21 protein-coding genes, 1 tRNA gene and 1 pseudogene are annotated in these 21282 nt (G+C 53.3%); 15 read left to right on the top strand and 8 right to left on the bottom strand.

Going from position 1 to position 21282, the window contains the following annotated elements:
* Positions 1–160: 160 nt before the first annotated feature.
* Positions 161–289 carry a hypothetical protein gene (locus WC184_03920; protein ID MFA7477023.1) on the top strand — a complete coding sequence of 43 codons (129 nt, stop codon included), beginning with the start codon at positions 161–163 and terminating at the stop codon, positions 287–289.
* 14 nt (positions 290–303) lie between these two features.
* Here WC184_03920 and WC184_03915 read toward each other — a convergent pair.
* Positions 304–444 (bottom strand): annotated as a pseudogene (locus tag WC184_03915) (zinc ribbon domain-containing protein).
* 99 nt (positions 445–543) lie between these two features.
* On the opposite strand from WC184_03915, the gene plsY reads away from it, so the two are divergent.
* The 9 genes from plsY to mcrC all read left to right on the top strand — a co-directional run bounded on the left by plsY (position 544) and on the right by mcrC (position 8878).
* On the top strand, positions 544–1143 hold the full coding sequence (gene plsY, locus WC184_03910) for a glycerol-3-phosphate 1-O-acyltransferase PlsY (GenBank protein ID MFA7477022.1): 600 nt from the start codon (positions 544–546) through the stop codon (positions 1141–1143).
* 29 nt (positions 1144–1172) lie between these two features.
* Positions 1173–2057 carry a UTP--glucose-1-phosphate uridylyltransferase GalU gene (gene galU / locus WC184_03905; GenBank protein ID MFA7477021.1) on the top strand — a complete coding sequence of 295 codons (885 nt, stop codon included), beginning with the start codon at positions 1173–1175 and terminating at the stop codon, positions 2055–2057.
* A 28-nt stretch (positions 2058–2085) separates the two neighbouring features.
* Positions 2086–3309, top strand: a complete 1224-nt coding sequence (glp, locus tag WC184_03900; GenBank protein ID MFA7477020.1) for a gephyrin-like molybdotransferase Glp — start codon at positions 2086–2088, stop codon at positions 3307–3309.
* Positions 3310–3340: 31 nt separating this feature from the next.
* On the top strand, positions 3341–4333 hold the full coding sequence (gene moaA / locus WC184_03895; protein MFA7477019.1) for a GTP 3',8-cyclase MoaA: 993 nt from the start codon (positions 3341–3343) through the stop codon (positions 4331–4333).
* Positions 4334–4370: 37 nt separating this feature from the next.
* Positions 4371–4850: a cyclic pyranopterin monophosphate synthase MoaC gene (gene moaC, locus WC184_03890; protein MFA7477018.1), complete on the top strand. Its 480-nt coding sequence runs from the start codon at positions 4371–4373 to the stop codon at positions 4848–4850.
* Positions 4851–4979: 129 nt separating this feature from the next.
* Positions 4980–5522: a hypothetical protein gene (locus tag WC184_03885; protein ID MFA7477017.1), complete on the top strand. Its 543-nt coding sequence runs from the start codon at positions 4980–4982 to the stop codon at positions 5520–5522.
* A 117-nt stretch (positions 5523–5639) separates the two neighbouring features.
* Positions 5640–5712: transfer RNA gene (locus tag WC184_03880), tRNA-Ala, on the top strand.
* A gap of 125 nt (positions 5713–5837) precedes the next feature.
* Positions 5838–7826 carry an AAA family ATPase gene (locus WC184_03875; protein MFA7477016.1) on the top strand — a complete coding sequence of 663 codons (1989 nt, stop codon included), beginning with the start codon at positions 5838–5840 and terminating at the stop codon, positions 7824–7826.
* Positions 7823–8878 carry a 5-methylcytosine-specific restriction endonuclease system specificity protein McrC gene (gene mcrC, locus WC184_03870; GenBank protein ID MFA7477015.1) on the top strand — a complete coding sequence of 352 codons (1056 nt, stop codon included), beginning with the start codon at positions 7823–7825 and terminating at the stop codon, positions 8876–8878. The genes WC184_03875 and mcrC overlap by 4 nt, the downstream gene beginning before the upstream one ends.
* 62 nt (positions 8879–8940) lie before the next feature.
* On the opposite strand, the gene WC184_03865 is transcribed toward mcrC, so the two are convergent.
* Positions 8941–10389, bottom strand: coding sequence for an MFS transporter (locus WC184_03865; GenBank protein ID MFA7477014.1), 1449 nt, complete (start codon positions 10387–10389; stop codon positions 8941–8943).
* A gap of 186 nt (positions 10390–10575) precedes the next feature.
* Here WC184_03865 and WC184_03860 point away from each other — a divergent pair, with 186 nt between their 5' ends.
* Positions 10576–11910: a ribonuclease J gene (locus WC184_03860; protein ID MFA7477013.1), complete on the top strand. Its 1335-nt coding sequence runs from the start codon at positions 10576–10578 to the stop codon at positions 11908–11910.
* On the opposite strand, the gene WC184_03855 is transcribed toward WC184_03860, so the two are convergent.
* Both WC184_03855 and WC184_03850 read right to left on the bottom strand, forming a co-directional pair.
* Positions 11898–12128: a type II toxin-antitoxin system Phd/YefM family antitoxin gene (locus WC184_03855; GenBank protein MFA7477012.1), complete on the bottom strand. Its 231-nt coding sequence runs from the start codon at positions 12126–12128 to the stop codon at positions 11898–11900. The two genes, WC184_03860 and WC184_03855, sit on opposite strands and share 13 nt — an antisense overlap.
* Positions 12125–13363, bottom strand: coding sequence for an MFS transporter (locus WC184_03850; GenBank protein MFA7477011.1), 1239 nt, complete (start codon positions 13361–13363; stop codon positions 12125–12127). Before WC184_03850 ends, WC184_03855 begins: the two co-directional genes overlap by 4 nt.
* 130 nt (positions 13364–13493) lie before the next feature.
* On the opposite strand from WC184_03850, the gene WC184_03845 reads away from it, so the two are divergent.
* The gene (locus tag WC184_03845) at positions 13494–14483 is read left to right on the top strand and encodes an L-threonylcarbamoyladenylate synthase (protein MFA7477010.1); all 990 of its coding nucleotides are present in this window, start codon (positions 13494–13496) and stop codon (positions 14481–14483) included.
* A gap of 13 nt (positions 14484–14496) precedes the next feature.
* Here WC184_03845 and map read toward each other — a convergent pair whose 3' ends face one another.
* Positions 14497–15441, bottom strand: a complete 945-nt coding sequence (map, locus tag WC184_03840) for a type I methionyl aminopeptidase (GenBank protein ID MFA7477009.1) — start codon at positions 15439–15441, stop codon at positions 14497–14499.
* 177 nt (positions 15442–15618) lie between these two features.
* Between map and WC184_03835 the strand changes: the two genes are divergently transcribed.
* Positions 15619–16086, top strand: a complete 468-nt coding sequence (locus tag WC184_03835; protein ID MFA7477008.1) for a hypothetical protein — start codon at positions 15619–15621, stop codon at positions 16084–16086.
* Between the two features lie 34 nt (positions 16087–16120).
* On the top strand, positions 16121–16321 hold the full coding sequence (locus WC184_03830; GenBank protein ID MFA7477007.1) for a ferredoxin: 201 nt from the start codon (positions 16121–16123) through the stop codon (positions 16319–16321).
* 1 nt (position 16322) lies between these two features.
* Here WC184_03830 and WC184_03825 read toward each other — a convergent pair whose 3' ends face one another.
* The gene (locus tag WC184_03825; protein ID MFA7477006.1) at positions 16323–18920 is read right to left on the bottom strand and encodes a M1 family aminopeptidase; all 2598 of its coding nucleotides are present in this window, start codon (positions 18918–18920) and stop codon (positions 16323–16325) included.
* 74 nt (positions 18921–18994) lie between these two features.
* Here WC184_03825 and WC184_03820 point away from each other — a divergent pair, with 74 nt between their 5' ends.
* Positions 18995–20002, top strand: coding sequence for an adenosine kinase (locus tag WC184_03820; protein ID MFA7477005.1), 1008 nt, complete (start codon positions 18995–18997; stop codon positions 20000–20002).
* Here the strand turns inward: WC184_03820 and WC184_03815 are convergent, their stop codons facing one another.
* Together WC184_03815 and WC184_03810 are read right to left on the bottom strand one after the other, a co-directional pair.
* On the bottom strand, positions 20003–20617 hold the full coding sequence (locus WC184_03815) for a hypothetical protein (GenBank protein MFA7477004.1): 615 nt from the start codon (positions 20615–20617) through the stop codon (positions 20003–20005). It abuts the gene before it with no gap.
* Positions 20610–21266, bottom strand: coding sequence for a VOC family protein (locus tag WC184_03810; GenBank protein MFA7477003.1), 657 nt, complete (start codon positions 21264–21266; stop codon positions 20610–20612). Before WC184_03810 ends, WC184_03815 begins: the two co-directional genes overlap by 8 nt.
* Positions 21267–21282 lie beyond the last annotated feature (16 nt).

Below are 21282 nucleotides of genomic sequence, written 5' to 3'. Positions count from 1 at the left end.
ATCTTTAGGGGGAAGTGAGCTCGTAAGTACGATACCGCTGAAACTGGTTATAGTCGATGCCCGTTGGCGGCCAAATTCAGTCTTTGCCGCCAACTGTCGGTCAATTCTAGCTTCAGCCGTATTGCTTAAATTAGCTGGCTAGAGTTGTTAGGCCGAGCTGGTGGCTGAGCTTTCGCTGGACGATGATGACGACGAAGCTGAACTAGATTCAGAGCTTGAGGAGCCAGATCCGCTATCAGATGTGCCAGATTCGCTCGAACGGGCACTCGATGCCGAGTCGTTCTTGTAGAAGCCAGAACCTTTAAAGCTAATTCCAACCGCTGAATAAACCTTGCGCAACGAACCTGCACAGGTTGGGCAGGTGGTTAAAGCGTCGTCGCTAAAGGATTGAACAACTTCGAGGTCCGCGCCACAGTCACGACATCGATACTGATAGGTGGGCATCTTGGCCAATCTCCACAGAAGGTAATTAGGTGAATCCGCCACCGCTTTTTAGCGGTCGTTATCTGCGAGTGCTAAGTCTATCGACACTAGGCTCAAGTTGTGCTCAACACTTCCGTGGCGCTCGCCGTGATTGCAATTGTGGTTGCCTATTTGGCCGGAACTATCCCTTCGGCCCAATGGGTAGGTAAAGGCTATGGGTTCGACCCAACTGCTTCTGGTTCTAACAACCCAGGTGCTAGCAATTCCTACCGGCTGGGTGGCTGGCGGGCGGGTGCCTTAGTGCTTTTGATCGACTTCATGAAAGGGTTTGCGCCAGCTTTAGCAGCCTTATTGATGGCTGGTCGCCCCCTAGCAGCGGTGTGTGGTGCGGCGGCGGTGTTAGGCCATGTGGCACCGGCCACGCGTGGTTTCCGTGGGGGGAAGGGTGTGGCCACCGCGGCTGGAGTGGCGTTTTGTTTGTGGCCACTCGTATCGCTCGTACTGTTGGTGGTCTTTGTGCTGGCGGCTAAAATTTCGGGCATGGCGGCCCTTGGTTCCATCGCTATCGCCGCTGGTTTACCGATCGGAGTGCTATTGGTCCATCGCCCCGGTCTTGAGGTGGCGGTGACCCTGTGTGTGAGTTTTGTGGTGTTAATACGCCATAGTTCTAATGTGCGCCGAATATTGCGCGGTGAAGAAAACAAGCTACGGCCGACTTAAACCAGTGCGTTTGGTGGAGTGATATAGATATGTCGAAGATCAAGAAAGCAGTTATTCCAGCCGCTGGTTGGGGCACCAGGTTCTTACCGTTCACAAAATCGGTACCCAAAGAAATGTTGCCGATCGTGGACCGACCTTCGATCCAATACATCGTGGAAGAAGCCGTTCGGGTTGGTTTGACTGACATTTTGATTATTACCAGCCCCTATAAGAAGGCAATTGAAGACCATTTTGACCGTTCGGTGGAGCTGGAGACGGTGCTAGCCAAAGGGGGCAAGGCTGATGAGGCAAGTTCGGTTCGTGAGCTGGCTGAGCTAGCCGACATTCACTTTATGCGCCAAGGTGAGGCACTTGGGCTGGGCCATGCCGTGGGGTTAGCTCGCTCGCATGTTGGCAACGAACCTTTTGCGGTGCTCCTTGGCGACGACATGATGCACCCCGATTCACCACTTCTGGCCAACATGGTTGCCGCTACTGAAGAAACTGGTACCTCTACTGTGGCTCTAATGAAAGTTCCGCCAGCCGACATCCATCTCTATGGTTCGGCGGGTGTTAGCGAGCTAAACCATTCCGAGGCGCTGGTGCAGATTGATTTTTTGGTGGAGAAGCCTCCGGCTCATGAAGCTCCGTCAGATTTAGCGGTGATCGGTCGTTATGTCTTCACGCCTGAAATCTTCGACCACATAGATCGCACTATGCCGGGTAAAGGTGGTGAGATTCAGCTCACCGACGCTATGGCCAGCTTGCAGGCCGCTCAAGGGCTGAACGGCTGGCGTTTTGAAGGTGGCCGCTTCGACGTTGGAAACAAAATCGACTACATCCGCACTATTTTAGAGCTGGGGGCGGAACGCGAAGACTTGCGAGAAGATCTGTTGCGGGTAGTAAAAGACTTCGCCGCTAAAGAAGGCCTCTAGTAGTGCAGGCACGGCGTGGAGCAACGGCATGATTCCTTTGTCGCAAGCCCAAGAGCGGGTATTAGCTGGTTGTAAACGCCTTGGCGAGGTCGAGATTCGCATTGGCGAAGCGCTGGGTCTGGTTTGTGCGGAAGATGTGGTGGCGACCGAAGCTTCACCGCCTTTTGCCAACTCGTCGATGGACGGTTTCGCTGTGGTGTCAACAGATTTAGATAGTGCTAGCCCCGAAAACCCAGCCCAACTTCAGCTTGTGGGAACCCAAGCAGCTGGCTTGGCACAAGATCTAGTCGTGCGTCGAGGTCAAGCGGTGCGAATTATGACTGGCGCTTCGATTCCCAATGGCGCCGACGCTGTGGCGATCGTGGAAGATTCTCGACTGAGCGACGATGGCACCCAGGTTTGGTTATCGCAACCAGTTCCTGCGGGTGAGAATATTCGCGGCTCCGGCAGCGACCTGCAACCAGGCGACTTGGTGATTCCGGCTTCGACGGTCTTGCGTGCTGGTCACCTTGGTTTGTTGGCCACCATGGGTCGCGAAACGATTCGGGTTGTGCGACGCCCGCGGGTTGGTGTCATGTCCACTGGTGATGAACTCACTAGTGGCCCCAAGGCGTTATTACCCGGCCAAATTCGTGATGCTAATCGAATTACCTTGTTGAGCCTGCTCGATGGTTTGGGGGTTGAGTCCGTTGATTTGGGTCTCGTGGCCGACGACGAAGCGGCTATTAGCCAAGCTTTGGAACTTGCGGTGGCGAACTGTGACGCTGTCGTGACTTCGGGCGGGGTTTCGATGGGCGATTTTGACTATGTGAAGGCGGTCCTTGATCGCATCGGCGAAATGTCGTGGATGCAGGTGGCGATAAAGCCAGCTAAACCGTTGGCCTTTGGAACTGTTGCTGGTACTCCGATTTTTGGGCTGCCAGGCAATCCAGTTTCTGCCATGGTCAGTTTCGAACTTTTTGCACGTCGGGCCCTGCAAAAAATGATGGGTTATCCGGCGGTGGAGCGCCCATTGGTTCAGGCCGTGGCCGATGAAGATCTACAACGTCGCGTCGATGGTAAAACACACTTTCTACGCTCGGTAGTTTCTTATTACGACGGCCAATTCAGGGTTCGTTTGGCGGGCGAGCAAGGTTCACACCAGCTAAGTGCCATGGCTGAAGCCAACGGCTTGGCGGTGGTACCAAATGGCACGGGGGTCGCGGCCGGGGAAACGGTGTCGGTGATGCTACTTCGTAACCTGGGCGAGTAAGCCTAAGGCTTTCCTCCTACCCTAGATTCCAATGACCCAGCCCTTAATGGATTCGTTTGGTCGGGTGCATCGTGACCTACGAATTTCGGTTACCGACCGCTGCAATTTTCGCTGCACGTACTGCATGCCTGAAGAAGGAATGCAGTGGTTGCGCCGCGAAGAGGTGCTGAGTTTCGAAGAAATTGAGCGGATAGCCCGGCTGATGGTTGATCGTTACGGGATTACCAGCATCCGTCTAACTGGGGGTGAGCCAACGGTGCGGGCACACCTGCCGGATTTGATTCGTCGCTTGGCGGAACTGCCGGTCGATTTGGCCCTCACCACTAATGGCACCAGCCTCTCCCATCAGGCCGAAGCGCTGGCGGCGGCCGGTTTGAAACGAATTAACATTTCGATCGACACTTTCCGTCGAGACCGCTTTCTGGCGATTACTCGTCGTGACGAGCTTGCCACTGTGCTGGCAGGTATTGACGCTGCCTTAGCGGCGGGTTTGTCGCCGGTGAAGCTGAACGCCGTCATGATGCGTGGCGTGAACGACGATGAGCTGCTTGACTTCATCCAGTTTGGACGTGAAAAAGGGGTGACCGTTCGCTTCATCGAGTTCATGCCGCTCGATGCACAGGGCGGATGGAGCCGTGACCAAGTAGTGACGTACGACGAGATTTTGGCGCGAATCGGAGCAAAGTTTCCGTTTGAGCCATTGGGAAGCAACGCCCGAGGTGCCGCACCAGCTGAACGGTTTCGATTCCTAGACGGCCAGGGAGAGTTCGGCATTATTGCTTCGGTGACACAGTCGTTTTGTGAAAGTTGTGATCGGGTACGTCTAACTGCTGAAGGGCAACTTCGGTCTTGTTTGTTCGCTCTTGATCACACTGACCTGCGGGCTATGTTGCGAATGACGGCCACCGATGACGAGCTAGCCCAAGCAGTGGCGGACAATATCGCCGCTAAGTGGGCGGGTCACCAGATCGGACAAGTTCACTTCATACGCCCTTCCAAATCGATGAGCCAAATCGGCGGTTAGATAAGCCCCTGTGGGGGTGCCGGTCTACACTGCGGCTATGTCTGATAGCGGTTTAACGCACCTCGACCCGCTCGGTCGGGCGCGCATGGTCGATGTGACCCCGAAAGAAGCTACTCACAGGCGGGCCTTAGCCAAAGGTCGGGTGTATATGCAGCCTGAGACGGCCACCATCGTCGCCAAAGGCGCCCTCGCTAAAGGCGATGTGTTGGCGGTAGCCCGAGTGGCAGGAATTCAAGCTGCCAAACGCACTCCCGACCTTATTCCGCTTTGTCATCCCCTCATGATTGGGGCTGTGTTGATCAACTTCCATATTGAAGAAGATTTTATTGAAGTAGAGGCCCAGGTTGAGACCGTTGACCGCACCGGGGTGGAGATGGAAGCCCTAACGGCGGTGTCAGTGGCGGCGCTCACTATCTATGACATGTGCAAGTCAGTTGACAAGTCGATGACCATCGGCGACATAACGCTTTGGGAAAAGACCGGTGGTAAATCCGGTGCTTATCGCCGTGAGGCTTAATATTTTTGTTGGACGCTATGGCACTAAGACGTGCTTCGTAGTACAACTGTAACAATTGAAGTCGGATCGTCACGTTAGCTGGGCCGTTTGGCCTAGTTGCTCGGGCGAGTCGCACAGGAGTTTTAATACGTGGCACAAGCTTTAATCGGATTGCTAAAGATCGCTTTGGTACTGGGCCTAGTTGTTGCTTGGGGGTTTGTGCTCCTGCCACCTCTACTTCGTTTCTTCAGCGGTTTTGGCCGCGGGGCGAACTCGTTTCAGAGGTTCAATGGCAGCATGTCGCGAGTCGGGCGTAGCTCTTCTAATTCGTTAGTTCCCAGTTTCTCGTCGGTGAACAACCCAGTGCTGGGTGGTTCGGGGGTTATGAATATGGGCGGCGGTGCCGGAGCTAGTCGTGCGTGTTCTCCGGCGGCTAAGAAGCGTCGCCGTGAAATTCTGGTCGGTCTTATGGTGGCTACGGCGGTTACGTTCTTGGCCAGTTTGGCAATCGGCGGGAAAGCGTGGCTTCTCTTTGTGGTATCGGCTGGCTTATTTGGCGGTTACGTATATCTTTTGTGGTCAGCTAACCAGGCTCGGCTGGCTATGCGGCACAAGGTTACCTATCTGCCGCAGCTGCGTGAGTCTGTAACGGTTGAGGTGCCAGACGAACGGGTTCATGCAGTAAGCCGTTAGCTAGCATCTAGCGAGGTCGTTGTGGCTACAAGGGCTTCTGCATTCGTGTCGGCCTAGAACCTCAGCTGTTAACTACCGGTGTGGGCTGGTAGATGGTTAAATTAGTAATTCACCCTTGGGGCTGTAGCTCAGTTGGCAGAGCGCGTCGTTCGCAATGACGAGGTCGCGGGTTCAATTCCCGCCAGCTCCACTTATAAACCTCTAAGTGCCTCCCCAAGCGTGTATTGGTTTAGCGAAGTCTAACGATCAAGCAACCTGTAAATCCCTCTGCGTTAGGCTTATTGGCACGCCATGGGTATACGTGGGAGTCAGGTTGTGATTGACGAGGTTCGATTTACGGAGTGGCTTGAGCGGTATAAACAGCAGTTTGTGTCGTATCAATGGGAGCGTGAGAAATACAAGTGGGAAGCGGTTAAGCACTTTCAAGATTCTTGGGAGGTGAACGCCCCAGATTTTGCCTCAATGCTCGAGCGGGCCTTGAGTCTGACAGGCAACTTGTTGGACGTCTCGAATCACTATCCACGAGGGATGATCGTCGCTTTCGCGAAGGCTTTCTCCGAAGATGTCCGCAGCATGTTTCTGGCGTTATTTGATGAGCGGGGCGATCTTTTTGACCGTGTTGATGCGTTTAAACGCTCGGCTGGGGTGTTGCTAGACAGATATGAGGATGAAGCCCCAAACCATTATCAAACCGAAAATGCTATAACCACATACTTGTGGCTACGGTTCCCTGATCGCTACTACATCTACAAATATGGTATTGCTCGAACGGTAGCAGAAGAGCTTGGGGCTGACTATCAAATAAAACAAGGGGCCTACGCCAGTAATGTCCGTAACCACTTTGCCCTCTATAACGAGGTGCGTACGTTACTAACAGCCGATGGTCAGCTTGAGGCTATGTTGGGTTCGCAACTAACCCCTGAATGTCATCGAGACCCCAACCTCAACACTTTGACGATGGATTTCGGTTTCTTTATAAGCGACCAGCTAAAAGCCGAACGAGAAGCCCAGCATTGGTTTCCCAAAGCCAGCCAGTACCACCCGGGTTTGAGTGTGGCGGATTGGGAAGCATTGGTTCGCAATCCAGATGTGTTTACCGTACAGGCCCTACAGGTAATGAAGCGGCTCTTAGATGCTGGCGGGGAGGCAAGCTGTGCTGCTTTGGCTAGCAAATATGGTGAGACTGCTGCTTTCTACAACGTAATGTCTCAGGCCTTAGCTCGTCGTGTAATTGATAAAACCAATATTCCAGTTTCGCAACGTGAAGAAGGTGGTCAACGCCTCTGGGCAGTTCTATATACGGGACGTAATGCTAAAAAAGGCGAAGCCGGTACCTTTGTCTATCGCGTGCGAGATGAACTTGTTGAAGCACTTGAGAGGGTTGATCTGAGCGGGGTTGACCTATATGCGCCTGCTATAACACAACCCTCACCCGAGAGTCTCTGTTTGGTTCAATACACTAGCGATGACTTTTTGCGTGAGGTGTATATGTCACCGGAGCGATATAAAGCTTTGGTGGGTGTGCTTCACAACAAGAAAAATCTAATTCTGCAAGGGGCACCTGGGGTAGGTAAAACCTATGCATCCAAACGCTTAGCGTGGTCAATAATGGGTGCTAAAGACGATGAGCGTGTTGAGTTCATTCAGTTCCATCAAAACTATTCGTATGAAGATTTTATGATGGGTTATCGACCTACGGGAGACGGGTTTAGCCTCCAATATGGGGTGTTCTATCGCTTCTGCAAAAAATCAGCTGAGGCCCCCGAGCAAGATTTCTTCTTCATCATTGATGAGATTAATCGCGGTAATATGTCAAAGATTTTTGGTGAGCTGCTAATGCTGATCGAACGAGATTATCGCGACACATCAATAACTTTGGCTTATAACGACCTGCCATTTTCTGTGCCCCAGAACCTCTACATCATTGGCATGATGAATACAGCCGACCGTTCATTAGCGATGATTGACTATGCGTTGCGACGTAGGTTTAGCTTCTTTGAAATGGAACCAGGTTTTCACACCAAAGGCTTCAACTTGTATCGCCAACATCTAGCAAACCCCACCCTTGATGTGCTCATCGACAAAGTAGTTGAGCTTAATGATGAAATAGCCTCAGACCCGACGCTTGGCAAAGGTTTTCGTATCGGACACAGCTATTTTAGTGGAGTTTCCGAAGTTTCTGATGAGTGGCTACAGGCCATAGTTGAGTACGATATTTTGCCCATGCTAAGCGAGTATTGGTTTGATGATCCTAATCGTTTAACTAAGTGGAAAAACACTCTCAACGGTATCTTTCAGCTGTGATCAAAGATGATAGCATCTTTATCAAAAACATATACTATATGCTGGCCTATGCCTACCGTTCTCTAAGAATGGACGAGATGGTTAGCATAGAGGCAGAGAAATTTGACAACACTCACGATTTATTTGCTGCTTTGCTCACCAAAGACATTGGTAGGCTCGTTAAACGAGGGCTCCATCGTAACTACGTACTTCATAACGAAGAGTTAGCTACTTTGCGAGGCAAGGTTGATATTGGAAGTACGGTTAAAACGCGGTTAGCTCGGCGACACACATTGGTCTGTGAATACGATGAGTTTTCAGACAATATTCTACTCAACCAAATTCTCAAAACTACTATTGTAACCCTCTTGCGTTTGGGTGATATACAGCCTGTTAATCGTGTAGCGCTTAAGAAGGTAGCACTGTTTTTTGGGGATGTGGATGAGTTAGACCCCCGTAATATTCCGTGGTCATCGCTGCGTTTCACCCGCCATAATAACAGCTATCGAATGGCGATAGGACTATCGCGCTTGCTCTTTGACGGAATGCTGCTCACCACGGAAGCTGGCGATAATAAGTTAAGAGCGTTTCTAGATGATCAGCGTATGAGCCAGCTATTTGAACGTTTTGTGTATGAGTATTATGCACAAGAGTATATGTCGTTAACAGTCAGCGCACCACAAATTAAATGGGCTGTGGATGACGGGCTAAACAACCTACTGCCTACAATGCAAAGCGATATTGTGCTAGGGCGAGACAGTCGAATTGTGATTATTGATACGAAATATTATTCACGGTCTATGCAAGAATATTTTGGTGCCCGAACAATCCACTCGGGTAACCTTTACCAAATATTTACTTATGTTAAGAATAAGCAGGCAGAGTTAGAACAACAATCTGCCAAGGTGTCGGGTATTTTGCTGTACGCCCGTACCGATGAAGATGTTCAACCTGATGTTTCGTATCAGATGAGTGGTAATAGGATTAGCGTAAAGACTCTCGACTTAAATCGTGAGTTCGCTAGTATTGCCGCGCAACTAGATGCGATAGCGACCGAATACTTCACGCTATAGGTAGGTAAACTTCACCCGGTGTCCAAGTAGTGGGTTGTGAAACCAAGACCGATCGGGTGGGTTTACCACGATCCGTGATGTTCGGGAATGCGGCGCACAGCAGGAAGCCCTACCACGATAGTGAGCACTGCATAACTGGCGTATACCCACGCCATAGCAACTGCAGGTTCAGCGGCTCCGCTGATAACGGTGGTCGCTATCGAGACCGCGGCGATTGAGCCTACTTGCAACCCGGAAGACCGAAGCGCCGCGATGGGTGCCGCTTGGTCCGGTACCAGTTGCAAGCCAGCGTTACGGCTGGCCGGGCTGGCCACCCCCAGTCCAATACCAATTAGTGCTGCCGCAATCGATAGCCACACATACGGCGTAAAACCACTTGCTGGTAGGGCTAAGCCAATCATGCCCAGCACCACAAAAAAGGCCGTTACATACAACGGCCGTCGGTAGCCGGTACGGCGTAGCATTAGGGCCCCAAGGGTAGAAAGTGTGATCGCTGCCACCCCTTCGGCCGCTAAAAGCGTGCCCGAGCCTAGCGCGTCGATGTCGTAGCGGGTGGTGGCATACCAAGGTAACAATGCCATGAGGCCCATTCCACAGCCCGCATAAAACACATTTATTAGATTTACTGCCGCAAACCCTTGGCCCCATACCAGCCGAGGAGCAATTACCGGATGCGCCACTTTCTGTATGTGGCGGGTGAATTGCCACAAGGTGCCCAGCGCGACCAGGGTCGACACCAGTGCAATGGCCGCCCAGCTTTGGGGACGGTCGCCAGCCATCGACAAGGCCAGCATGGCCCCGAAGAGGCCCACTCCAAGAAACGTGACACCTGGTAAATCAAGGGGTTCTGGTGGTGCCGAGGTCTGCCGATCGATAGCGCGGTCTGAGGGAATGAGCCATAGCGCCAATGGAATCAAAATTAGACCTAGAGGCACATTCACTAAGAACACCCAGTGCCATGAAAGCTTGGAAACAATGAGGCCCCCGGCTAAGGGGCCGATCATGGCACCACTAGTAAACAGTGACCCAAATAGGCCTACTGCTTTGTCCCGGTGGCTTCCGAAGTGTTCCACCACAATCCGGGTGGCAGAAGGGGTGAAACCCGCTCCTCCGACGGCCTGAATAAAACGTAGGGCGATCAAAGGCTCAACCTGTGTCACCAGCCCGCACGCTAAAGATGCCACAGAGAATATGGTGATAGAAGCTAAAAACACCCGGCGGGGTCCATAGCGCTGGGTTAGTTTACCTGCCAGGGAAAGCATCATCACCATGCCCAGGCTGTATGCGGTAATAGTCCAACCCACCCAAGTGACGGTGGTGTCTAAACCCTGTTGAATAGAGTCGAGCGCCGTGGCCACGATCGTTTGATCAAGGGTGCTCATAAACAAAGCGGTAGCTACCACCGCGAACATCAAGATTTGATCAGGCCGTAACTTGTCTGTCGGTTGAGCTTCGCCAGGTTCGGGAGGGACTAGGTGCGTGCCAGTATGAGTTGCGCGAACCTCAGTCATTGCTTCGACCATATCAAGTCTCTGTAATTCTTATGTTAAGGCTCGCCGATTGCACGGTTGGCGAACCGACATGTGAATCCTCGCTGTCGTAGAGGTTCACGAAACGCCTGGACGGCGTCGAGCATTTTGTGGGTGGTGACTTGCTAGCCTCGTGGGCAGGTTGATTGGCCAGGAAGTTGGGCGTTGATGGAGCAGGTTCGTCTTACATTTTTAGGAGGTTTGGGGGGCCCTGCTCGGAACTGTCTATTGGTGGAGGCCGAAGGGCGAATCGTTATTGTCGATTTTGGTTACGCTGTTGGCCGTAATGATGATGGCACCCGATTTCGGGTGGTGCCCGACCTTGAATACTTGCGTCAAAACGCAAACCGGGTGGAGGCCTGTGTGGTTACCCACGGTCATGAAGACCATGTGGGTGGTTTGGCATATTTGTTGCAAGAAATGTCGGTGCCAATCTATTCAGCTCCATTTACCTTGGGTTTGGCTCGTCAACGTTTAGAGCCGTTGGGATTGGCCAAAGATGAGTTGTTAAGGCCGGTGGCCGACGGGGAATATGTGCAGTTAGGCCCGATTGGGGCCGAATTCATTCCGGTTACACATTCCATTCCTCAAGCTTTTGGTTTGGCGCTACACACCCCGGCGGGCGTGATATTTCACAGTGGTGATTTCAAGATTGACCTTGATCCGGTGGATGGACGATTTACCAACTTGAGCCGCATAGGCGAGCTAGCCCAAAACCCGGGCATTCGTCTGCTGTTGTCAGAGTCAACCAACATCGCGAAAGCTGGTTTCACGAAATCGGAATCAAGTGTTAAACCGGCTATTGAAGCGCTATTTGATCGTTACCCCGACCGGAGGGTTGTTATAGGGGCTTCTACTCTAAATTTGCATCGGTTAGCGCTAATTATCGATGCCGCCAAGACTCGCGGTCGTTTCATCACCCCAGTTGGTGCGCCCATTAGAAATGCTCTTCGGATTGGTGTTGATACCGGTGCTATATCGCTGCCGGATAGTTTTGTTTGGAACCCGACCGAGCTTGATGACTACGCCCCGAGCCAGGTTTGTGTGCTTACCTCTGGTAGTCAATCAGAATCCACCGCCCCGCTGTTGGCTATTTTGAACGGTGAAGATACCGAGTTAACGCTTGGCACCTCAGATGTGGTCATCTTTACCTCGCACCCGATTCCAGGGAACGCCGTCAACGTGGCACGCTTCGCTGAGCGGTTGGAGGCGCTTGGCCCTACGGTGGTGCAGGCCAAAGAATCCAAGATTTCGGCTGCCGGTCACGCCAAGATAGAAGAGCTACGACTGCTATTGGCGCTAGCTAAACCGCAAGCGTTTATTCCCATACATGGCCGGGAAGCGAACCTGGCGGCCCATGCTTCTTTAGCAAGGGATATGGGGGTGGTGGCCGAAGATATTATGACGGTGCGCGACGGCGATACGGTGCTGTTGACCAAATCCAGCCTCACTCGGGGTTCACAAGTGCCAGCTCCAATTAAAGAAATGCCTCATCTCTGGTAGATGTCGCCCCGGTGGCCCAGGTCAGCCTCAACTTTCTCCCAAGGCACTGGGGTTTTGTTCGTCTGTTCCATCTCATCAATAGCGGCCTTTGCCGCTTCGATATCAGCGAGATCCTCAGCAGCCTCTAATAGGGCATCCAGAAAGGAAGCATCAACAACAGCGGCTACTTGGGAACCGCGTCGTGTTAAGTACATCAGCTGCGGCTCTTGCCTGCTCACCAACGTTTTGTACCGCTAATTACAGGGTTGATAAGGCTGAATATCAAGGTAATTAACATACCGATGGCGGCCACTGCCACCGGTAGAACGTGATGGAAAGAATACATGGCGGTGCTTGTGGCAGGCGCAATCACACTGGTTAGAGCGTTGGTGGAGCCGGTCAGACCGGCCAAAGCCCCTTGCTCATCTTGGTTTAGTTGTAATGACGCTCCTGAGATATAGCCGGGGCTAGCAAAACCGAGGCCAATTCCTACCAACAAGACCCCTAAAACGAGCAGCGCCACGCCCTCTCGCGGCACCAATGCAGCACACCCGATCGTTGTGAAAAATGCTCCAATCTGAAGTAATCGATTGGGTCGTATCACCACCCGGGGCACAATGACGCCTTGTACGGTCAACATGCCAATGCCAGCTACTAGCAATAAACCCCCGGCGGCTAAACCTGTGGTGCCAGACGCCAACCCAAAACGATCTGCCAGCATGAAACCGGTCAGTACCTCAATAAAACCAAGGGCTGTGAACAGGGCGAAACCGGCAAATAGATACGGCCAAACCCGTGAGTCGAATGGCGACACACGTTGTGGCTGTGGGGGCACTTCGGTGTTTGCCGGAGGTCTTAGCACCACCAGTACGATGAATAAGCCTGCCAAAATCAATACGGGTATAGCGCCGAGCGATACCAACAATGAAACTTGGGCTAGTCCACCCCCGATAATGGCTCCGGCCAGGAGGGAACTACCTTGGGCTGCACCAAGTTGTGCCATGCCAGCTACGCGTTCTTCCTGATCAAAGGTAAGGCTGGCAATATAGGTTTGGGCAGTAGGAAACACGGCCGCTGAAGCCAAACCGTAAATCACGCCTCTGGTGACCAGAATCCAGGCGAATAGATGGTTGCCTTGTAGATACCCCTGCATGCCCATAGCAGCAACCACCACAAAGGCCACCATGGCCACCGCCGCCACGCTCACGGAACGAACCAGCACATAGCGAGGTCCACGTAATGCGGCCAGCTTTCCCCAGCGCGGGCTGATAATTACAACCATTAATGCTGAAAGCGAGATCACCGCACCAAGTTGCCAATCGGGTAGGGCCATTTCTCTCGCTACCGGCGCCAGGATGGGTGCTAGCGCCATTTGTCCCATGTTGATCGCAAATACGGTGAAGAGCAGGTATCGGATCTGCTTGGTGCGTTCCGTCTTGCGGCTGAGATCAACATCCACCGGGAGCTGGTTCATTATCGGACCAAGTTAGCCTTCAATTCCTGTTCCGTAACGCGAGAAACACTTGTTTCGCAGGAGCGTTCACTAGCTATCATTGAATGCGGAAAATTTCCGGTGGAATCTACTGAACTGAGCAGCGAAACTCATGATTAGTACCGATATTGAAGCGGCAGTAGCGGTGCTACGGGCAGGCGGTTTAGTGGGTATGCCTACCGAAACGGTTTATGGCCTAGCCGCTGACGCGCTCAATCGAAACGCCATCGCCAAAGTGTTTGCTGCCAAGGGCCGGCCCACCAGTCATCCGCTTATCGTGCATGTAGCTGGTCTTGTTGATGTAGAACCGTGGGTGAAACATTTACCCGATGTGCTCGAGCCACTACTTACGAAATGGTGGCCCGGCCCCCTCACGGTGTTACTACCACGGTCTTCTCAGGTTCTTGATGAGGTAACCGGCGGACGCGACACGGTGGCATTGCGTGCCCCGGCGCATCCTGTGGCCCAAGCCCTGCTGCAACAGCTCGGCAGCGGAGTGGTGGCCCCCTCGGCCAATCGTTTCGGACGTGTCAGCCCTACCACCGCCCAAGATGTGGTCGATGAACTGGGTACCTCGGTGAGCCTGGTGCTCGACGGTGGTTCATGCCAGATAGGTATTGAATCAACCATCGTTGACCTAAGTGGCTCCGAACCCAAGATTCTTCGTCACGGACACATCACCCAAACCGACCTAGAAACAATTATCCCAGGAATCGAAGTTGTTGACGGTAGAGCCGAAGCCAATGCTCCCGGAATGCTGCCCGGGCACTACGCCCCCAACGCCAAGGTGGTGGTGTTGGCTCCCAACGCCCAAATATCCGAGGTCATTGAAACTGCCGAAAAATACATGGAACAGGGCCACCAGGTTGGTGTTTTAGCCCCCGAAACCTTAAATCTAGGTTCGCTGGCGTCGTTGCTGGTGCAACTACCAGCCGGTGGAAGCCCCGAACATTACGCCCAGGTGCTTTACCGACGCTTGCGCCAAGCCGACAGCGATGGAGTATCCGTGCTGGTGGTGGTGCCACCCCCACCAGTGGGTTCGGGTATTGCGGTGGCTGACCGGTTGCGTCGTGCCGCCTACGGCAGCCACCACACCAAATAGTCAACCGCCACGCTTAGCCGACGACGGTTAACACCTCAGCTCCAGTTTCAGTAACCAAAATAGTGTGTTCAAACTGGGCGGTGCGCAAGCCATCGGTAGTGACTGCCGTCCAATTGTCGGGCCAAATATTAAACCGGTAGGTACCCATGGTGATCATGGGCTCGATAGTGAAGGTCATGCCAACCTCCATGATGGTGTTGGCCCGCGGGGTGTAATAATGCGGAATTTGCAGGTCGCTGTGGAACTGTTCGCCGATACCGTGGCCCACGAAATCACGCACCACCCCGTAACCTTGTTCTTCGGCGTGGGATTGAATGGCGGCGCCAATATCTGAAATAGGTCGCCCTGGTTTCACCGCAGCAATACCTAGATCAAGGCATTCTTTGGTTACCTTCACCAATGCTATTGAGGCCTCGTCAACGTTGCCCACCAAAAAGGTGGCGTTGGTGTCGCCGTGCACCCCTTCGCGGTACAAGGTGACATCTAAATTTACGATGTCTCCATCTAACAGTTCACGGCTATCGGGAATGCCGTGGCAAATAACCTCATTCACCGAGGTGCACAACGACTTTGGGTAGCCGTTGTAGTTAAGGGGGCTTGGGTATCCGCCTCGTTTAATGCTTTCTTCATGGGCAATAGCATCAAGTTCATCGGTGGTAACCCCCGGAGCCACAGCGGCCCCCGTGATGGCTAAAATCTCGGCAGCTGCTTTAGCGGTACGGCGCATGGCAGCAATAATCTCGGCGCTTTTCACCTGGGGTTCAAACACCCGTCGAGCTTCTCCAGTGGCAGCATAAGGTGGCCGTTCAATTTCGGCTGGCACCTCGCGGGTGGGGGAAAGATCGCCGGGTCGGATACGTAGCGAAGAGTTTCCGTGACAACGCTTGAACTTAACCCCACTACCGCACCAACACGGCTCGTTGGCTTTTGGGGGACGAATAGGAGCACGAACATTCATTAGGTTGATTCAACCACTTTTTATGGCCAGTTCCACTAATACGACCCAGCTTGTGGCACCGCGCCCGGCTTAAAACGCGCTAGACATTTACTAGTGAAACGTTCTGGCAGAAACACTAAATTCTCCCAAAATGCCGGTTCCGCGCCGCCCAAAAATGGGTGGCGTACGCTGGCGGCTTTGACGTTGGTTTTTGTGCTGATCGCAACTGGCTGTTCGCGGGGCGGGAACGATGAAGCGCAAGAGGGTAACCAAGATTCATTCTGCCGAATTGTGACCACCAACGATCCGGTTGCGCTGGCCTCGGTGGAAGTGCTGGCACAGCTTGCTGAGGTGGCGCCGACCGAGGTTGATAGTGCGGTTGACGAATTGTTAGAAGCTGCGGAACGAATCGCAAAATTAGAAACTAACTCGAAGAAACAGTTGGCTTTGGAGTTCGAGATTCGCTTCAGTGACGAATACATCGGGTCGCGCAAACAAGTTGAAGGGTATGCCTTGGCGAATTGTCGCCCGCATTCTTCATCGACGACTGAAGATTCAACCGACGGTGAAAATGACGACGAAACTGACGTTGGAAAAGATAAAGATTCCGTTTCCAATGGGCAGTTAACTACAACGACCACCCAGCTCGCGACTAAAAAAGGGTAACGTTGCCGAAACGCCATACCAAGAGGGGGAACTGATGGCTTTTAAAGTTGTTGTTGATTTCGATCTGTGCGAAAGCAACGCGTTGTGCATGGCCATTGCGCCGGAAGTATTTGAAGTCCGTGACGACGATTTTCTTTACATCCTTGATGAAACACCCGACGATTCGCTTCGATCAGCGGTGGAAGAAGCTGTGACGGCCTGTCCGAAACAGGCCATCAGCATCGAGGATCTTTAGCCTAGGAAAACAGTTCGGCTAAAACTTCGGTTTCTCGCTGGCGCACTCCCACGTTTACGTCGAGCGCTTCCAGATGCTGAGCTAAGGTGCGCTCTGCTTGGGGAAGAGGATGAGCCCTAAAGAACTCGTGTACCTCGGTCGCTAGTTCAGGGGTGCTTAATGCTCGCACGCCTTCGGCCATGCGCACCACCGACATTGAGGGCAACTTAGCGGAAAGATCGCCCCAATTCTTGGTGACATAACGCCAAACCTGGTTACCTCCGTGTTGGTTTAGCAACGCTCGACGCAGCACAAAAGCCATATTTTGAGTACGGATAACTCCATTTGAAACGGCCTCTAGCAGCTGTGCCACCTCGGTTTCACCGGGGAAGTCAGCAAGTGCATATTGGTACCGAATAGATTCTTGCGGGGTAGCCGCTTCTTCCATGGCTTTCATATAAGTGGCAAAATCTTTGGTGTCTCCCTGGCTGGCTACCACCTCAATCGCGACCGCCACCAAGGCTGGGTCTAATCCCGTCTCACCGGCCAGATGGCGATTATGCAGCTCGCGAGCTCGACCGATGGCCGATGGATCGTTAGCCACCGTTCCTAATAAACCAAGCAGCACACCTCGCAGCTGACGGTCACGGTCACTTTCATCAGGCTGTGGCTCAGTCCCTAGGCGTTGGCTGGCTGGTGCCACCAATGATTGGACCTCGCTTTGCCAAGCGGTTTGTCCGGTTTCGGGTATGTAACGATCGAGGTTGCGCAGCACACCACCAATCCGTTCCCACACCGACAAATCGGTTTCACCGGCCGCTAACGCCCCCACTAGATCTAATACCTCTCGGCTTGAGGTGCGGTTGGCTAACAGCGCTGCCCACGTGTCATCCAACAATCCATAGCGTTCGGCCGCACTTAAGCTAAAAAGGTTGGTTTGCAAGCCGGTAGCGGCCACTGGGCCGTAGCTCACTCGATAGAAACCCCCGCCATCAACATTGGCTACCACCCAATCGGCAGTTCCACTCAGCTTTAGGGTTGAGGCGGTTTCAGGTTCCAACAACAGACGTGAATTTTCAACATTGCCCGCCACCGATGACCGCAAGGTAACCGGCACCACCCATTCTTTACCGGAGGTCTTCCTGGCAGCATCTGAAGCCGCCAGGTATTGGCGTTGGCCCACCGTCACTTGGTGGGCCGACTTATCAAGCTCTACCTCCACCAACGGAAAACCCCCTTGGTAGATCCAGGTGTCCATAATGCGGCGTACTGGTTCGCCCGAAGCTTCCTCAATGGCATCCCACAGATCAGTGGTCTTGGTGTTGCCATACTGGTGGGCCGACAGATAGCGGCGGATGCCAGCCTGAAAAGCCTCGTCTCCAAGGTAAAGCTGCAACATACGCAGTACCGCTGCCCCCTTTTCGTAGGTCAACAGGTCGAACATGCCTTCAGCGTCATCAGGGGAAATGACTGGAAACTCAATTGGTCGCGTAGCCGTTAAGCCATCAACGTCAAACGCGGCGGTGCGAGACAGACCGAATGACAGCCAACGTTGCCATTCGGGCCGGAAAGCATCGGTGGCTAATAGCTCCATGAAGGTGGCAAAAGCTTCGTTTAGCCAAATTCCTTCCCACCAATCCATGGTGACTAGATTGCCAAACCACATGTGTGCCAGTTCGTGGGCAACCACGTCAACTAAGCGTTCAAGCTCGGTTTGGGTGGCCTTTTCGGGGTCTATAAGCAACAAAACTTCGCGGAAGGTAACACATCCCACGTTCTCCATTGCCCCGAAGGCAAAATCGGGAACCGCTACTAAATCGAGCTTGTCGGCGGGATAGGGAATGTCGAACCATTCGGCGAAGAAATCTAGAGCGAAGCTGGCAGCCTCAAGAGCGTATGTCGTGAGATGACCCTTACCAATTGGGTGTACCAAACGAATAGGAATCCCGCCGTTGGTAACTACGACCTCGGTGATCTCGAGTGGTCCTACCACGAAGGCCACCAGGTAGGTGGACATTTTCATGGTGGTGGCGAACTTAATCGCGACTTCGCCTGGGCCCCGAGCTTCCCGACCGACTTCTCGGGCGTTCGAAACGGCGGTCAAACCTTCTTCGACCACCAAAGTGATGTCAAAAGTGGCTTTGAAAGCAGGTTCGTCCCAACACGGGAAAGCCCGGCGAGCATGGGTTGATTCCATTTGGCTAACCGCCAAGGTTTGGGTGACACCGGAGGCATCGGTGTAGGTGCTGCGGTAAAAACCCACTAGCTTGTCGTTTAACTCACCGCGAAACACCAGGTTTAACCGGGCGCTACCAGCGGCTATGGGGGACTCAAAGGCGATGGTGGCACGTTCGGTTTCCACATCGTAGCTAACGGCGCCGCTATGGCGAACCCCAAACTTGTCGAAGCAGATGGCTTCGTCGATTTCAATATCAAGACTGTTCAAGACAATGGTCGTGGTCGCTTCTCGAACCTCAAGTGAGACCTCTTGGGTACCAGAAAAAGTGGCCTCCGCCAGGTTGGGTGCTAGTTCAAGGTTGTAGTGCCATGGCACCACATTGCGGGGGAGACGGTAAGGATTAACCGCTTGCGAATTGGTGGAACTAGTACCAGGTGTCACAAAGACCTCCAATAAATATGAGGATTCGAACTCTAGCGGTTACTAATAGTGGGTAGCACCGAAACGGAGATGGCATGAGTTCAAAAAAATACGCCGTAGTCGGAATGGGCAATGCCATTGTGGACGTTATTGCCCAGGTAGAAGATTACTTCCCCGAAACCTATGGTCTCGATCGCGGTGCTATGCGCCTGGTGGATGCCGCCGAAGTGGAGCGGCTCTACTCGGTGTTCCCGCAAGGCATCGAGATTTCTGGAGGCTCTGCGGCCAACACGATCGTCGGCATCGCCAGCTTTGGGGGAAACACCGGCTTTATCGGCAAGGTTCGTGACGACCAATTCGGTGAAATATTCGCCCATGACATGGCTGCCGTAGGGGTATCTTTCAGCGCCACTCCAGCCACCAGTGGCGACCCAACGGCACGCTGCTTAGTCGCCGTCACCCCCGACGCCCAGCGCACGATGAACACCTATTTGGGTATTGCCGGGAACCTAACTCCGGCTGATGTCGATACCGAGCTTATTGCCCAGGCCGAGCTGCTTTATTGTGAGGGCTATTTGTGGGACACCGAAGATGCCAAAGCTGCCATTCGCTATGGCATGGAAGTAGCACATGCCAACGGTGGCCGCAGCGCCCTGACACTTTCTGACGGGTTTTGTGTTGATCGGCATCGGGAAGAGTTTTTGGAGTTGATTCACACCCAAGTTGACGTGCTTTTCGCCAACGAGGTGGAAATTCTCTCACTGTATGAAACCGACTCCCTAGATGAAGCCATTGCCCAGGTGCGTGGCACCGCGGAAACTATCTGCATCACTCGATCGGAGAAAGGGTCGCTCATTCTGATCGGTGAAGAAACCCATCATATTCCGGTGCATCCAGTTGAACAGATTGTAGATTCCACCGGCGCTGGCGATCTATACGCGGCTGGAGTGTTATGGGGTCTGGCTATGGGTTATCCGCCAGCCACCTGTGGCCGCTTGGGCGCCATGGCGGCTGCTGAAGTAATCAGCCATATAGGGGCCCGACCTCGTATACCGCTTAGTGTCTTAGCGCGAGAAGTTCTGGCCGGCTCTGAAGTTGTTTGATTATTGGACGTCTTCTTCTTCGGCGGGGAGGAACTCGAATTTCAGGTCGCCGATGCGCACCAGTGTTGAGGCTATCCAACCGCCCATAGCGCCGAAGTGAGTATCGAGCACGCTACCGTCTTCTAAAACCGCCTCGTCTAGCTCATACATTCCGCTGTATGACACTTCGATAGCATGCGACACTTCGCTTAAATCATCGCTGTATATGGCCTCTATGGTGGGTCCACTGCGCTCAAGCTGGTCGCGGCCTACGGCTGGCCCTTCCAGTGGAAGCGTGGCCAAAAACATTTGCGGTGTGGGTAGGTGGGCCAAACGCTGAATGCGTACCACGATTTCGATATCAATATGGGGAGCATCATCTAAATCGTCAACGTCATCGTTGATATACCAGCTGCGGTAGGCTGACTGTGACCATGTTGGCCAATCAAGTGTGATGTCTGCCCGCACCCGCGGAGGCAGGCCTTCACCGGGCAAACCATAGCTGGTTTCCCAAGTTAAATCCCCCAACAAAATATCGCTTTGAAAACGCTCTTCTAACGCTTGGCGCTCGAGTAGAGCCTGTTCCAAGGTGTCGCGGAGGGCCCCAATAGCGTCGGTGAAAATGTGGTCAAGCATCGCGATCAGAAGCGTTTAGATGGGGAGACATAAAGATTAAGGGTACCGACATGCCAAGCTCTTGATGCCGCAAGGTGGCCACCTGGCGACCGGGCTGCACGGCGTTCTTGATGGTGCCGCAAGACTCGCCGAGATAGGCGGCGGTTTGGGCTAGGTCGGCGACTGCCACTGCGATGCCATAAAACGAAGCCGCGGCGTCACCCCGAGGCTCTTTTGGCCCTACCAGTTCCAAGATTGGTTCACCGATCCAAAAGAATGCTTGTTGAGTCGGGCGTTCCTTAGTGCCAGTGTCACGTACCCGACGAAGTTCTAAACCGAAGTTTTCAAAGGCCTCAATGGAGCGCCCCAGGTTCGGGGTTGCCACGACGAGATGATCAAGCTGTTGGGCCCCGTTGGGATGGGTTGGAGCGGCCGCCGTGGCAGCTTCAGTTTTGGGGGAGTGGTGAGTAGCTAAGCCATCTACGGCTGGAGTTCCTACAACCGCCTCGTCAGCGAAACCCCACGACAGCACGCCACGATCGCCGCCATCGCCCACCAGCGCCAAGTTAACGCTTCCAATTCGAACGGTGTTGGCGTCAACAACAAACCCGGCCCGTTCCCACGCGTCGGGGCTGTCACCAATTGCCAGCTGGCTAAGTGCTGCATTCATGTTTATCGAACCTACC

The organism is Acidimicrobiia bacterium (assembly GCA_041676705.1).
Taxonomy (GTDB): Bacteria; Actinomycetota; Acidimicrobiia; order Acidimicrobiales; family SKKL01; genus Actinomarinicola.
The sequence above is the reverse complement of the archived record's forward strand: the minus strand, read 5'-3'. Positions and strand labels throughout refer to the sequence as shown.

Bases quoted from the DNA above. Each gene is read 5' to 3' on its own strand.
- map (MFA7477009.1), bottom strand. From the start codon at position 15,441: ATGAATGTTCGTGCTCCTATTCGTCCCCCAAAAGCCAACGAGCCGTGT.
- WC184_03815 (MFA7477004.1), bottom strand. From the start codon at position 20,617: ATGCTTGACCACATTTTCACCGACGCTATTGGGGCCCTCCGCGACACC.
- galU (MFA7477021.1), top strand. From the start codon at position 1,173: ATGTCGAAGATCAAGAAAGCAGTTATTCCAGCCGCTGGTTGGGGCACC.
- WC184_03850 (MFA7477011.1), bottom strand. From the start codon at position 13,363: ATGAACCAGCTCCCGGTGGATGTTGATCTCAGCCGCAAGACGGAACGC.
- glp (MFA7477020.1), top strand. From the start codon at position 2,086: ATGATTCCTTTGTCGCAAGCCCAAGAGCGGGTATTAGCTGGTTGTAAA.
- WC184_03845 (MFA7477010.1), top strand. From the start codon at position 13,494: ATGATTAGTACCGATATTGAAGCGGCAGTAGCGGTGCTACGGGCAGGC.
- WC184_03820 (MFA7477005.1), top strand. From the start codon at position 18,995: ATGAGTTCAAAAAAATACGCCGTAGTCGGAATGGGCAATGCCATTGTG.
- moaC (MFA7477018.1), top strand. From the start codon at position 4,371: ATGTCTGATAGCGGTTTAACGCACCTCGACCCGCTCGGTCGGGCGCGC.
- WC184_03810 (MFA7477003.1), bottom strand. From the start codon at position 21,266: ATGAATGCAGCACTTAGCCAGCTGGCAATTGGTGACAGCCCCGACGCG.
- moaA (MFA7477019.1), top strand. From the start codon at position 3,341: ATGACCCAGCCCTTAATGGATTCGTTTGGTCGGGTGCATCGTGACCTA.
- WC184_03830 (MFA7477007.1), top strand. From the start codon at position 16,121: ATGGCTTTTAAAGTTGTTGTTGATTTCGATCTGTGCGAAAGCAACGCG.
- WC184_03865 (MFA7477014.1), bottom strand. From the start codon at position 10,389: ATGACTGAGGTTCGCGCAACTCATACTGGCACGCACCTAGTCCCTCCC.
- WC184_03860 (MFA7477013.1), top strand. From the start codon at position 10,576: ATGGAGCAGGTTCGTCTTACATTTTTAGGAGGTTTGGGGGGCCCTGCT.